Source organism: Lentzea sp. NPDC102401, from assembly GCF_044765805.1.
Lineage (GTDB): Bacteria > Actinomycetota > Actinomycetes > Mycobacteriales > Pseudonocardiaceae > Lentzea > Lentzea sokolovensis.
The window spans coordinates 201,308-214,592 of the sequence record NZ_JBIWKS010000011.1 but is presented as its reverse complement, the minus strand read 5'-3'; the positions used below and the strand labels follow the sequence as shown (position 1 = coordinate 214,592).

Annotated in this window: 12 protein-coding genes; 9 read left to right on the top strand and 3 right to left on the bottom strand. The window is 68.4% G+C overall.

Annotation, left to right across the window (positions count from 1 at the left end; genetic code table 11):
• Positions 1 to 54: 54 nt before the first annotated feature.
• The 5 genes from ACIRG5_RS33415 to ACIRG5_RS33395 all read left to right on the top strand — a co-directional run bounded on the left by ACIRG5_RS33415 (position 55) and on the right by ACIRG5_RS33395 (position 3,352).
• Positions 55 to 639: a hypothetical protein gene (locus ACIRG5_RS33415; RefSeq protein ID WP_402912199.1), complete on the top strand. Its 585-nt coding sequence runs from the start codon at positions 55 to 57 to the stop codon at positions 637 to 639.
• A gap of 50 nt (positions 640 to 689) precedes the next feature.
• Positions 690 to 1,172 carry a hypothetical protein gene (locus ACIRG5_RS33410; protein ID WP_402912196.1) on the top strand — a complete coding sequence of 161 codons (483 nt, stop codon included), beginning with the start codon at positions 690 to 692 and terminating at the stop codon, positions 1,170 to 1,172.
• A gap of 51 nt (positions 1,173 to 1,223) precedes the next feature.
• A complete protein-coding gene (locus tag ACIRG5_RS33405; protein ID WP_402912193.1) occupies positions 1,224 to 1,736 on the top strand; it encodes a hypothetical protein in 513 nt (170 codons plus the stop codon).
• Between the two features lie 126 nt (positions 1,737 to 1,862).
• Entirely contained in the window at positions 1,863 to 2,420 is a 558-nt protein-coding gene (locus ACIRG5_RS33400; RefSeq protein ID WP_402912190.1) for a hypothetical protein, read from the top strand.
• 83 nt (positions 2,421 to 2,503) lie between these two features.
• On the top strand, positions 2,504 to 3,352 hold the full coding sequence (locus tag ACIRG5_RS33395) for a hypothetical protein (protein ID WP_402912187.1): 849 nt from the start codon (positions 2,504 to 2,506) through the stop codon (positions 3,350 to 3,352).
• Between the two features lie 58 nt (positions 3,353 to 3,410).
• Here the strand turns inward: ACIRG5_RS33395 and ACIRG5_RS33390 are convergent, their stop codons facing one another.
• Entirely contained in the window at positions 3,411 to 4,388 is a 978-nt protein-coding gene (locus ACIRG5_RS33390) for an ABC transporter substrate-binding protein (protein WP_402912184.1), read from the bottom strand.
• Between the two features lie 484 nt (positions 4,389 to 4,872).
• Between ACIRG5_RS33390 and ACIRG5_RS33385 the strand changes: the two genes are divergently transcribed.
• The 4 genes from ACIRG5_RS33385 to ACIRG5_RS33370 all read left to right on the top strand — a co-directional run bounded on the left by ACIRG5_RS33385 (position 4,873) and on the right by ACIRG5_RS33370 (position 10,005).
• On the top strand, positions 4,873 to 8,202 hold the full coding sequence (locus ACIRG5_RS33385; protein WP_402912182.1) for a nitrate- and nitrite sensing domain-containing protein: 3,330 nt from the start codon (positions 4,873 to 4,875) through the stop codon (positions 8,200 to 8,202).
• Positions 8,199 to 8,618 (top strand): roadblock/LC7 domain-containing protein, encoded by a 420-nt coding sequence (locus tag ACIRG5_RS33380; RefSeq protein WP_030470879.1) that lies wholly within the window; start codon positions 8,199 to 8,201, stop codon positions 8,616 to 8,618. The genes ACIRG5_RS33385 and ACIRG5_RS33380 overlap by 4 nt, the downstream gene beginning before the upstream one ends.
• Positions 8,619 to 8,834: 216 nt before the next feature.
• Complete coding sequence (locus ACIRG5_RS33375; protein ID WP_360046548.1) at positions 8,835 to 9,419, top strand: DUF742 domain-containing protein; 585 nt, start codon at positions 8,835 to 8,837, stop codon at positions 9,417 to 9,419.
• Positions 9,400 to 10,005 (top strand): ATP/GTP-binding protein, encoded by a 606-nt coding sequence (locus tag ACIRG5_RS33370; protein ID WP_093605474.1) that lies wholly within the window; start codon positions 9,400 to 9,402, stop codon positions 10,003 to 10,005. The genes ACIRG5_RS33375 and ACIRG5_RS33370 overlap by 20 nt, the downstream gene beginning before the upstream one ends.
• Before the next feature lie 138 nt (positions 10,006 to 10,143).
• Here the strand turns inward: ACIRG5_RS33370 and ACIRG5_RS33365 are convergent, their stop codons facing one another.
• On the bottom strand, positions 10,144 to 10,887 hold the full coding sequence (locus ACIRG5_RS33365; RefSeq protein ID WP_402912177.1) for a hypothetical protein: 744 nt from the start codon (positions 10,885 to 10,887) through the stop codon (positions 10,144 to 10,146).
• Positions 10,888 to 11,008: 121 nt separating this feature from the next.
• The gene (locus ACIRG5_RS33360) at positions 11,009 to 13,261 is read right to left on the bottom strand and encodes a helicase-associated domain-containing protein (RefSeq protein ID WP_402912174.1); all 2,253 of its coding nucleotides are present in this window, start codon (positions 13,259 to 13,261) and stop codon (positions 11,009 to 11,011) included.
• Positions 13,262 to 13,285: the final 24 nt, after the last annotated feature.

The window sequence follows — 13,285 nt, the reverse complement described above, 5'->3', positions numbered from 1 at the left end:
AACAAGTGTGAGGCGACACACGCAGCCAACACCCGGTGTCGTACGTTCTCGCGCATGAGCACCGAGTCGACTGATCCCGTCGAGCCGCCGGCCGTGGTGACCCCGGTTCCGGAGGAGTCCGAGACCGACGAGTCGCCCAAGAACAACAACTGGCTGAAGTTCGTCATCGTCGGCGTGCTGGCGATCGTGCTGGTCGGTGGCGGCGTGTGGGCGCTGACCTCGCTCAACAGCACCGGTGTCGGTGACTGCGTGAGCGCCTCGCCCAAGGACGTGGACAAGCCGGACGGCGACTGGAACATCTCGTCGAAGAGCTGTGGCGACGCGGACGCCACCCACCGGGTCGCCTCGATGCTGAAGAACGCCGAGGACCAGTGCCCGGCCGAGGGCATCTACGAGCAGATGCAGTCCGACGGCAAGTCGATGTGCCTGATGCCGAACCTCGCCGAGGGCAACTGCTACACGTCGAGCGACGACGGTGCCTTCAAGAAGGAAGCCTGCACCAAGGACTCGCCCGTGAAGATCGTGAAGAAGGTCGACGGCCTGCCCGAGGAGGGCTCGGTCTGCCCGGAGGGTTCGAGCGAGCTGCGGTTCACCGAACCGGCCTCCGTCTACTGCATGGGTGTCCACGAAGGATCCTGATCGGGTGAACTCGGTTAGGTCGACCCCCGTCTGACGCCGATACCCAGGCCATGAAGAAGGTCGGCCTGGGTATCGCCGTTGTCATCGCGCTCGTCCTGCTCGGCGGGTTCGTCCTGAACCAGCTCGGCGACGTGGCCGAGGCGGCCCGGCCCGGCGACTGCGCGCGGATCTCCGGCGCACTCGACAACCCGAAGTACCAGGCGGTCGACTGCGGTTCGGAGCAGGCGAACGTCAAGATCGCCAAGGTCCTCGACTGGAACGAGAAGACCTGCCCGTCCGGCGGCATGGACTACTCGACGTACACGGGTGACGCCACGCTGTGCCTGATGCCGAACTTCGTCGAGGGCGCCTGCTACGGCCAGAACTCCGAGACCGGCATCGCGAAGGTCGACTGCGCGACCAAGGACTCGGTGAAGGTCGCCAAGGTGGTCAGCGGCAAGGCCGACCGCGCGGCCTGCGGGGACTCGCGCGCGGCGGTCTTCCCGGAGCCCGCCATCACCTTCTGCCTGGAGCGCGGCGACCGGCAGCAGTGATCTTCCGCAAACCGCACCACGCCCCACCGTCCACGTGGAACGCTGCGCGGCGTGATGATCGACGAGCCGCCCGCGCCCAGGAAGAGCCTCGGGACGCGAGTGCTGACCTACGGCCTCACCCTGGTCGCCGCGGCGGTCGCCATCTACGGCATGACCGAGTTCCTCGCCCCGATCACGGCACCGAGGACCGGTGAGTGCGCGAACGTCACCGGCTACTCGAACGAACCGGAACTCGACACCGTGAGCTGCACGTCGTCGAGCGCGAACTACGTGGTCACCGAGTCCGTCGCCAAGTCGAAGAGCTGCGCGAACGCCTACGCGGACATGATCACCAGGCGGGCGCAGGACCCGGCGGTCAGGATCTGCCTCGTTCCCCTGTGGGAGGAAGGCGCCTGTTATCCGGCAGCGTCCTCCCGCATGGAGCTCACGCCGGTGGAGTGCGGAGCGGACTCGTTCAAGGTCACGAAGATCGGCAGGGACGGACCGGGGCCGTCGTGCGCGGCCGACGAGCAGAGGTACAGCTACCCCGAGGTGAAGCTGACTTACTGCACCGCGGACCAGTAGCCGATCCAAGCGGTCGTAACGTTTCCGTAAAGCCGCAGCGGTTTCGCGCGCTGCGTGGCACTCTCTGCTCCGGCTGTGTCGGGGGGCATGGGCCGTCTGGGGTAATTCGGAAATGAGAGAACCCGCATGAGCACGACTGAGTCCGCTTCGCCCGCGCCCGCGCCGGAGCCCACGCAGGAGCCCGCGCCGAAGAAGTCGAGCATCGGCAAGCGGATCCTGACCTACATCGTCGGCCTGATCGTCGTCGGTGGCGCGTTCTACGCGTTCAACTACTTCACCAGCGACGTCGCCCAGGCCAAGGTCGGGGACTGCGCCGCCATCACCGGCACGTCGACCAGCCCCGAGTACAAGCAGATCGACTGCGGTGCCGCCGAGGCGAACTACACGGTCGCCAAGGCCGGTGGCACGAGCGAGGTGTGCGGCGACGGCTACGACGAGTACACGCAGACGCAGCGCCGCGGCCCGAAGACGAAGCTGTGCCTCGCGCCGCTTCTCGCCGAGGGCAAGTGCTACGGCGAGAACACCGGCGGGATCGGCCTCAAGGCCGTCGAGTGCTCCGGCGCCAGCACCATGAAGGTGACCAAGGTCGTCAAGGAAGCCGCCGCGCCGCAGTGCGCCGAAGGGGAGCAGGCGCTGCCGTACCCCGAGGTCAAGCTGAACTACTGCGTCGGTGCACCCGCCTAACAGCGTTGCACTCGTGAAACCGGAGTCGTGTCCCACGGCTCCGGTTTCGCTGTCTTTCGCTTGACCCATCCGAGAGGAATCCAGTGACCGACCCCAACTACCCCCAGCAGCCAGGGCCCTACGGGCCGCCTCCCGGTGGGCAGCCGCAGCAGCCGTACGGCCAGCAGCCAGGACAGCCGAACCCCTACGGCCCGCCGCCCGGCCAGGGCTACCCCGGCCAGCCCGGACAGCCGGGTCAGCCCGGTGACCCGTACGCCCAGCAGCCCTACCAGGGCCAGCCGGGCGACCCGTACGCCCAGCAGCAGAACCCGTACGGCCCGCCGCCCGGCCAGATGCCCGGTCAGCCCCTGGGCCAGCCGATGCCCTACGGCCCGCCGCCCAAGAAGAGCGGCGCCGGCAAGGTCATCGGTTCGATCGTCACCATCGTCGTGCTCGTCGGCGTGGGCATCCTGGTGAAGGTCCTGATCGGCGGTGGCCTGAGCGCCATCACCGAGCCGTCGGCCAAGGCGGGCGACTGCGCGAACGTCACCGGCACGACCTTCAGCCCGAAGTACAAGAAGGTCGACTGCGGCTCGCCCGAGGCGAACTACTTCATCGCCAAGGCCATGAAGTCGACGACCGAGGCGTGCCCGAGCGACGACTACGCCGAGTACACCGAGTCCGGCCGGCGCAGCTCGTCGCTGAAGCTCTGCCTCGTGGAGAAGCTCGAAGAGGGCAAGTGCTACGAGGAAGAACTCGTCAAGATGAACATGGAGGGCATGAAGGTCGTTGATTGCTCGAAGGGCAACAACGAGTTCGCCGTCCAGAAGGTCCTGAAGATCGAGAAGGTCGTCAAGGCGGCCACCGCGGACTGCGGTGAGGCCACGGCGATCTCGTACACCGAGCCTTCCCCCGGCATCACTTACTGCGTGACCGCGCTCGGCGGACAGTGACCGAACGAGAAATTGGCGGGCCGATGACCGGCCCGCCAATTCTCATGCTCGAAAGCAACTAATTAGTCGTGCCAGGCGGCAAAAGCTGCTGCACGTCCAGACGCCCGGACAGCACGTCCTCGGTGTCCATCATGTCGGCGACGCGCTGGAGCCGGATCGGGTTCAGCGACAGCGGGAACGTGCCCACGGACACGAGTGCCGCGGTCGGCTGGTCGACGTCGGCGTAGCTGGTCAGCGAGTCCTGCACGCCGAGCTTGTTGGCCTGCGCGCGCTGCTGCGCCTCGCGCAGCACGTCCCGGAAGGCCTTCATCGTCTTCGGGTTCGCCTCGGCGAACTTCTTCGACGACGCGTACCCGGACATCGGGAAGTCCAGTGTCGGGCCGCGGGCGGTGTCGGTGAGGATCTTCGCGCCGATCTTGCGTTGCGCCTTCGTGATGAAGGGCTCGATCATGAACGCCGCGTCGACCTGCCCGGCCACGAGCGCGGCCTCCATGTCGGCGAACGCCATCGGCCTGAACTTGATCTTCTGCTTCTCGACCGCGGCGGTGTCCAGCACGGCACGCGTGGTCAGCGCGCCGATGTCGGTCTCGCTGTTCACGGCGATGGTCGGAGCGGCCTTCTTGCCGGGGTCGTCGTAGTCCGAGGTGGCGGACGTGACGAGCGCCATCGAGTTCGGACCGGCCTGGTAGGCCTCACCCTGCAACTGCAGTTCGGTGCCCTCTGCGACCGCGCGGAAGAGGCTGACGTGCGTCGCCCACGTGAGGTCGAGCGTGGTGTCCAGCTGCTTGATGGCCTCTGCCTCGCTGGGCTGGGGGACCAGGTTGACCTGCAGACCGGCCTTCTCGAAGAGCTTCTCGGTCAGTGCGATCCGCAGCGGGGCGACGTCGACGACCGGCAGCACGCCGATGCGGATGACGTTGCGCTCGACGTCCGCGTTGCCGCTGTTCGACGAACTTCCGAACAGGCCGCAGCTCGCGGTCAGAGCACACGTGATGAGCACTGCGGCAAGCCGCAGAGCTTTGGCTCGGGTAGCCATGGCACCTCTTGCCGGTAGGTCTTGAGTAGCATCGATTTGATCAGTGAGTGTCGTTACAGACCTGGTACTCCGCAGCCCCAACTGGGCGTTCGGACGGAGGTGAGGTGTGCCGACATCCGGGGATGTTAACCACCTGAACGTATGAAACGACACCCCATCTCGATACGGTGAGTGCTTCTGGAGACTTCCCCCGAGTAGGGGGTGACCATTACCCTTCCGGCTCGGGTGGCACTGGTCGTAGTAGACCTACGTGTCTTCAGACGGGGTAGGGCGCCTCACCGGGCGAACAACCTCTGTGCTGCAATTCGGCCCGTTTGACGAGTCCATGCTCGGTCCTGGGGAGAGACCGGGACACTGCTGCTGGAAGAGGAAGCCCAGAGTGGCCCGACGTGAGAGAGGTCCCAGCCAGTTTGGCGTGGGTGACACCACACGCTCCGAAAGGCCCGAATCGGGTGACGGACTGGCTGCGCTGGGTAACGGACCGATGAACGTGACACCGGACTCGGTGACGCACGAAGTCGGTGCCGCACCCGGTTCAGGATCTAACCGATCCGCGGGATGGCGCCTGCGCAACTGGCGGCTGCGCACCAAGCTGCTCGCCGTTCTGCTCATCCCGACCGTCTGTGCGCTCGCCCTGGGTGGTCTGCGTGTGCGCAGCGACCTCCAGGCCGCGACGGAGTTCAACAACCTCGCGAACCAGATCCGCCTCGAGACCGCTGTCGCGGACCTGGTGCAGCAGCTGCAGCGCGAACGCGACCTGTCGGTCAGCTACGTCGCGTCGAACAAGAAGGTCGACAGGGTCGTCCTGGAGCGCCAGCTGCGCCGCGTGAACGACACCAGCGAGGCGTTCAGCAACCGGATCGCCGAGCTCAGCTCCGACCTGAACCCGGCTGCCGTCGAGCGGTTCCAGGTCGCGTTCAACCAGCTCAACCGCCTGAACAGCCTCCGCAACTCGGTGCGCGACACGCAGTACCCCGCGGAGGCCGTCCAGCGCACCTACTCGGAGTCGATCGAGACGCTCATCAACCTCGGTGAGCAGACGATCTCCGAGATCAGCGACCCGGAACTGGTGCGACTGCACCTGACCACGAACGCCATCGCGCGCATCAAGGAGCAGGAGTCGCTCAAGCGAGCGATCCTCCTGGACGTCTTCCAGCGCAAGGCCTTCACCCCGTCCCAGCTGCGTTCCCTGCAGGCCGCGAACGCCGAGCTCGAAGCGGCCCGCAACGACTTCCGCAAGTCCGCGACGCCCGACCAGGCCAAGATCTACGACGACACCGTCACCGGCCTGATCGTCGACAACGCGAACGACATGCAGGAATCGGCGATCAACCAGCAGTCGGGCGCGAAGGACTTCACCCAGATCACGCCCGAGAAGTGGGACATCGCCGCCACGCTGACGGTCAACCTGACGCGTGACGTCGAGAACCTGCTGGTCGAGCAGCTGCAGAACAAGACCGACGAGCTGGCCGGCGACACCCGCACCAGGGCGTACGTCGAGTCCGGCATCGTGCTCGCGATCCTCGCGCTCGCGTTGCTGATGGCGCTGTTCGTCGCCCGCTCGATCCTCAACCCGCTGCGCACGCTGCGCCGCACGGCCCTCGACGTCGCCGACCACGGTCTTCCGGACGCGGTCGAGCGGATCCTCGCGGACCCGAACCCGGAGAACGCCGCGAAGAGCGCCGTCGAACCGGTGCCGGTGCATACGCGGGAAGAGATCGGCCAAGTGGCGCGCGCGTTCGACGCGGTGCACGGTGAAGCGGTGCGACTGGCCGCCCAGCAGGCCCTCCTGCGTGACAACGTCAACGCGATGTTCGTCAACCTGTCCCGCAGGTCGCAGGCCCTGGTGGAACGCCAGCTGAACCTGATCGACCGGCTGGAGCAGGACGAGCAGGACCCGGACCAGCTGGCCTCGCTGTTCGAGCTCGACCACCTCGCGACCCGCATGCGCCGCAACTCGGAGAACCTGCTGGTCCTCTCGGGTACGGACCTCTCGCGGCGCCTGACCCGGCCCGTCCCGGCCGCCGAGGTTCTCGGCGCCGCGGTCTCCGAGGTCGAGCAGTACGCCCGCGTGCAGGTCGGCCAGACCCCGGACCTCACGGTCCAGGGCCGCGCGGTCAACGACCTCGTGCACCTCATCGCCGAGCTGCTGGACAACGCCACGGCGTTCTCCGACCCGGTCACCAAGGTCACCGTTCGCACGGCCAAGACCCGCAAGGGCGAGCTGGCGATCGAGATCCAGGACCGCGGCGTGGGCATGGGCGACCAGGAGATCATCGACGCCAACGACCGGCTGGCGGACCCGCCGGACGTCGACGTCGCCGTCTCCCGCCGAATGGGCCTGTACGTGGTCGCGCGGCTCGCCAAGCGCCACGACATCAAGGTCCGCCTGCGTGGCAACGAGGACATCGAAGGCGGCACGACGGCACTGGTGATCGTGCCGGAGACGCTCATCGCGATCCCCGGCCAGGCACCGATCTCGACCCCGCCGTCGGGCTCCGGTTCGCTGGCCTCCGCGTTCGGCATGTCGCAGCAGGCCCTCGCGCCCGCTCCGACTCCCGCCGAGCACACGACGGAGATCGGCACCACCGCGAACAGGGCCAGCGGCATCGCCGGCGCCTTCGGCGGTGCGACCGGTGTCACGCCGCGGATCGACGAGTCGAGCCCGAGCCTCCCGAGCATGCCGGTCAGCTTCGTCTCGAGCCCCCTCACCGACACCGGTGCCGGCGCGACGGCGGTCCCCGTCTACAGCGACCCGCCGATCGAGGACGTGACGCCGTCCGAGCGGTGGCGTCGTGACCAGCTGGCCGCTGTGGAGCCCGAGGGTTCGTTCGGCGAGCCCACGCTCTTCACCGCCTATGAGGACCGCAACGAGGAAGCCGGCGAGATCTCCTTCGAGCCCGGCTACGAGACCACGCAGTTCGTGCCGATCTCGCCGATCGACGACGAGCGTTCGCCGTCCAACGGCGTTTCGCACGACTCGTCCGGCGAGGGCCTCCTCGATCTGGGGATGGCACACCGCAACGGGACCTCGGGAGCCTCGCGCAAGCAGATCGAGCACGACCTGGACGCCCCGACGGAACGCCTGCCGATCTACGAGGCGGTCCTGTCGCAGTGGTTCCAGGCCGTGGGCAGCGAGACGTCCGCCTCGGCGGCCCAGCCGGTCCGTGCGACCGCTGAGGGCGACGCACCGGCGGACACCAACGGCCACGTCGAGTCGAGGCTCGGCGGGACCGACAAGGGGTCGGTCGAGTACATCGACGAGCCGCCGACGGTTCCGCCGCTCTCGGACGGGCCCGAACCGGAGCTGCCGACCCGATCCCGCAAGCCTGTACCGGCGGTGGCACCCACCACCACGTCGGCCGCTGGTCTTCCGGTGCGCACGCCGCGCTCGAAGGTCCAGCCGGTGGCCGAGGAAGTACCCGCACCCGCCGAGCAGGAGCGAGTTGTGGAACCCGAGCCCGTTGTGGAGGAGACTCCAGCGGCGGCAGCTACTTCCGAGTCGGCCTGGCAATCGCCGGCCGATGAGGGATGGCACGCGGCTCAGGCGTTGTTGAACAAGACGCCGGAGACGAAGACCACGGCAGGACTGCCGAAACGGACACCGAAGGCTCAGCTCGTGCCAGGATCTGCTGCACCCAAGCCGCAGTCCCTGTCGTCGACAGCGCAGCGCCCGCCGCTGCCGCCCCGTACCGCTGACGCGGTGCGCGGACGGATGTCGAGCCTGCAGAGTGGTGTCAAGCGAGGCCGGCACGCATTGATCGAGGCATACGCTGGTGACCAATCGAGCCGGCAGAACGAGGAGCAGGAGTGACGACCGCAGCGCAGCCAGGCAGCTTTGGTTGGCTTATCACCGACTTCGTGCGGAGGGTGCCCGGCGTGGCACATTCCGTTGTGGTGTCCGCGGACGGGCTGTTGCTCGCGGGGTCCCAGGGCTTGCCCCGGGACCGTGCAGAGCAGCTCTCCGCGGTCGCGTCCGGACTGGTCAGCCTCACCCAGGGTGCTGCCCGCTGCTTCGAGGCAGGCGGGGTGAACCAGACGGTCGTCGAGATGGAGCGGGGTTACCTGTTCCTCATGTCGATCAGTGACGGTTCTTGCCTTGCCGTCCTGGCGGCACCCAACTGCGACATCGGCCTCGTGGCCTACGAGATGACGCTGTTGGTGGAGAGAGTCGGTCAACAACTCACCCCTGAGCTGCGCGCGCAGCTTCAGGGCGTGGTCCGTCGCTAGACCTCATCTGAAGTTCAGGGGTGAGAACCAATGGCTGGTAGATCTGGCGCTAGAGGCCGGGGCTTCGGTAGGAACTTCAACTACCAGGAGTGGGCTTCTGGTGGGTTCCAGTTCGAAGAGCCTGACGCGATACCCCAGGAACAAGAGGAAGCCGAGGACGCACCCCACGATGAGCGGGTTACAGGGCAAGGGCTAGGCGATATGTCTCAGCGTGAGGTGGACGACTCGTCGTCGTACCCGTACGACGACGTGCCGAACCGATTCGACATAGACGGGTACGGCTCCGGGCTGTTCGGTGGCCCAGGGGCGGACCTCTTCGGCCAGCACGAGATGCCGGATGCCGTACCGGAGCAACTGCCGTACACAACCGGTTCGCATCCGGTGTACAGCACCGGCGGGCAACCGGCGTACAGCACCGGTGCGCAGCCTCAACTGCGCCCGGAGGAGAATGCTTCGGCGGACTCGGGTTCACTGGTGCGGCCTTACACACGCACCGGTGGACGCACACGACCTGATTACGACCTTGCTATCGAGGCGCTGATTTCGACCAGCGAAAAGGGCCTCGAACGGGATGCCGCAGTTCTTCCCGAGCACAGGTCGATCTGCGGGTTGTGTGTGGACACGCGGTCGGTGGCCGAGGTCGCGGCACTCCTACGCTTGCCTCTTGGCGTCGTGCGGGTGCTGATCGGCGACATGGCAAGCATGGGTTTGGTTTTGATTCACCAGGGCGGTCTGGTCGTGGGGGACCGGCCTTCCATGGAATTCCTGGAGAGGGTGCTCAGTGGGCTTCGCAAGCTCTAGTCCCCAGGGCGCCGAGGGCGCACGGAAGCCGACGACGTCTGCCAAGATCGTGGTGGCGGGTGGCTTCGGTGTGGGCAAAACGACGTTCGTCGGCTCGGTGTCCGAGATCGTCCCGTTGACCACCGAGGCGGTGATGACCGAGGCCAGCGCGGGGGTGGACGACCTCTCCGCCACGCCCAACAAGGTCACCACGACCGTCGCGATGGACTTCGGCCGCGTGTCGCTCGACAGCGACCTGATCCTGTACCTCTTCGGTACACCGGGTCAGCACCGGTTCTGGTTCATGTGGGACGACCTCGTACGCGGTGCCATCGGCGCCATCGTGCTGGTCGACACCCGCCGCCTGGCCGACGCGTTCGCCTCGATCGACTTCTTCGACGACCGGCAGCTGCCGTACGTCGTCGGTGTCAACTGCTTCGACGGCCTCCTGCACCACAGGCTGGAGGACGTGCGTGAAGCACTGACGATCGACGAGTCGGTGCCGATCGTGACGTGCGACGCGCGCAACCGGCAGTCGACCAAGCAGACGCTCATCACGCTGGTCGAGCACGCCATGCGTCAGTGGATGTCCGTCCGCGCGGGCTGATCTCCTCCCGCTGGGGACAACTGCAAACACGAACGAGGCGAGCGCCACCTTCGGGTGCGGCGCTCGCCTCGTCGTTGCGGTCTGGATCAGTTCGTCCGAGGTGGGTCCAAGCGGTCGTCCTTTCGCCGTGGGTCGCTGTCAGCCGATGGTCAGGCCGACGCCGATGAGAGCGCCGATCGAGATGTCCCCGTCGTTCAGGTCCACGTCGGCGTCCGCGCCCACACCGGCGCCGATGTTGATGTTCAGCAGGTCGCCCAGCAGACCGTGGTGGTGGTGATGGTGGTCGTAGGGCCCGTGTGATCCGATGCCGATTCCGATGTCCGCGTCGACGTCGGCGTCGATGTCCGCGTCCACGACCGCATCCGTGCTCACGACCGCCTCGGTGACTTCGGCGGGTGCGGCGGGTACGGGTTCGACGGTCGGTGCGACCGGTGCGGCAGCGGTCTCGACAACGGCGATGGGCGCGCGATCGTCCGTGGCGCTCACGTCGGCAGCGACTTCAGCGTCTGCTACCGCCGCGGCGTCCACGTCCGCGTCCACCGCCGCGTCGAGATCGACGTCGAGGTCCGTTTCCAGCGCGGCACCGACGTCCACGCCGGCGCTGACGCCCGCGTCGACCTGGGCCGCGAGCCCAAGAGCGACCTGAATGCCACCGTTGGTCATCACGCTGATGCCGGGACCGGTGTCGAGCGCGACGTGGGCCCCGACGGCGACGTCGAGCATGTCGACGTTGCCGCTCACCCCCACCGTCGCGTTGACGTGGTTGTCCTGCAACAGGACGAGGATCGGGTCGGCGTTCGCGGTGCCCGTCGAGAACGGCAGGGCGAACGCCAGGGTCGTGACGGTGGCGGCGGCTCTCAGAGCCCACCGGGAGCTGGCCATGTGCGCAGGACCTCCTCGGGTCGATGCGGACGTTCTCGGGAACGTCCACGTCAACCGACGCTAGGTCGCGCACCAGCCACGCAAGGGTGATCCGGTTCTCCTACCGGGGGATGACCGACCGTCAGTCCTCGTCCACCAATGCGGCGGACGTGACGCGATGAAGAGGGAACCTCAGCACCTCTCCGTAGCTGTGGTCGTAGCCCTCCAGCACGCCACCCCCGACGACGTGCGGCTCGATCACGCGCTGTGCCGCCGTGCCGTGGGAGTCGACGAACCCGACGAGCACCCTGCGGCGCGCCCGTGCGGCCTGCTGGAGCAACGACAGGGTCGCCGACGGACCGGCGCCGAGGTGGCCAGGAACGGCGACGCGTTCACCCCGTGGTGTCGCGGCGGCGCGATCACCGGCCCGGACCAGCCGGACGAGTTCACCCAACCGCTCGTCGGCGGGCACGGCGGGTGACAGCGGTTTGCGGGCGGTGCGCTGCCTCGGCGTGGTCCGGCGGCCACCCGGCCGCAGGTCGAGGACCTGGCCGTCCGGGCCCTCCGCGGCCGGGGCGAACCCTGCCGAGCGCAGTCCGTCCAGCACGTCCGCCAGCGGCAACGGGCTGACGAGCACGGTCGGCGCGATCCGGCGCAGCTCCAGCCGCCCGGCCTCCGGGTGCGCGAGGACCTCGCTGATCAGCACCGAGTCGTCGCAGCGCAGGAACGAGCCCGCCGCCCCGCCGCGCAGCCTGCCGTGGCGGCGCGCGGCGTCGTCGATCAGGTAGCTCAGCGACTGCGGGACGGGCGTGCGCGAGCGGGTCTTGAAGAGTTCGTGCAGCTCGTCGGCGGTGCGTCCGGAGTCGAGCGCGCGGCGGACGGTGGCCTCGCTGATCCGGTAGACCGTGGCGCTGCCGGCAGACTCGACGTTCGCGACCAGCGCCAGCTCGTCGGCGAGTTCGGGTTCGAGGCGGCCGGGGGCGACGACGGTGAGGTCGGCCTGCACCAGCACGTGGTCGAGCGGCGCGGGCAGGGCGTCGCCGAGGGCCTTGGCCGCGTGGCCGGGACCCTCCTCGAGCAGCACGCGGCCCGCGCTGGTGATCGCGCCGAGGGCGAGCACGCCGACCGCGGTGCCCTCCTCGACGGTCCAGCGCACCAGTTCGTCGCGCTGGCGCCCGCCCCGGCGCGGTGCCCGCCAGCCGAGCAGCGCGGCCAGCTCGGTGGGGTTCGAGATCGAGGTGCCCTTGGGGAACGCGCCGAGCGCCTCCAGGACCCACCGGCGGTCGCGCGGGGCCTGGGCGCGGCGGATCTCGTCCGAGAGCGGGTTGAAGAGCTTGTCCTTCTCGTCGCGGCGGCCGACCAGCGCGGGCAGCCGCGGCAGCTCCAGCCAGGCGTGCGCGATCGTGGCCCAGCGGACCTCGGTGGTCGCGGCGAGCCAGACGTCGGCCTTGGTCGTCGGCATCCACTCCGGCTCGGAGGCCTCCGTGTTCGCGGCCATGTCCGCGCCGACGACGAGTTCGATCAGCAGGGCCGCGCGGCGTTCGTCGACGTCGAGGTCCTTGGCGACCTTGCGCAGCTCACGGACGCCCAGGCCGCCCGTCCGCAGCACCGGCGCCGGCTCCGCCGACCAGCTCGCGATCAGGTTCTCGACGTGCCGGACGAGTTCCAGCGCCTCGCCGCCGCCGGTGGCGTCGACGCTGGTCTGCTGGAGCGTCGTGATCTTCGGCTTCGGCTCGGTGACCTGGATCGGGCCGAGGGGGCGACCGCCTCGCAGTTCGAGGGCGATCTCCCGGGGCAGTTCGACGGTGCCGGGGTCGCGGCGCAGCAGCAGGCCTCGCGCGAGCAGCCGTTGCACCGGCGTCTCGGCCTTGTCGAGCGGAACGACCCGGGAGGCGTCCTTCGTGTCGCCGATGGGCGGTCCGGCGGCGAGCTTCTGCAGGACGCGCTGCTCGCCCTCGGTGATGCCCTGGAGGTCGTAGGTCTGCCCGGTCCGGCGACCCAGGCCGCCGGGGTAGGGGCCGAACGCCTCCCTCGTGACGGGAGGGACCGACAGCGCGTCGTCGTCGCCCCAGGCGAGCGCGAGGGACCTGAGCCTGCCGACCGCCTGCTTGAGCGGTCTGGGCTTCACGTCCGGCCCGAGGATCTCGCCGAGTGTGGGCAACGCCACGGGCTCGGCGTCCGCACCCTGCACGACCAGGGCTTCGAGCACGGCCAGCGTGAACGTGTCGAGGTCCTCGCAGGCGCGCGCGATCGACGCCCTGGTGCCGACCCGTGTCGCGAGCACGGACATATCGGCAGGTGGGGGCGTTGCCAGGTCGGGACGGGCGCGCAGCAGCGCGACGAGAGCAGCGTCGTCCTGGGCGCGCAGCCAGTCGGCGAGAGTGGTGCCGGACATTCTCACCACGGTATATGGGCCGCT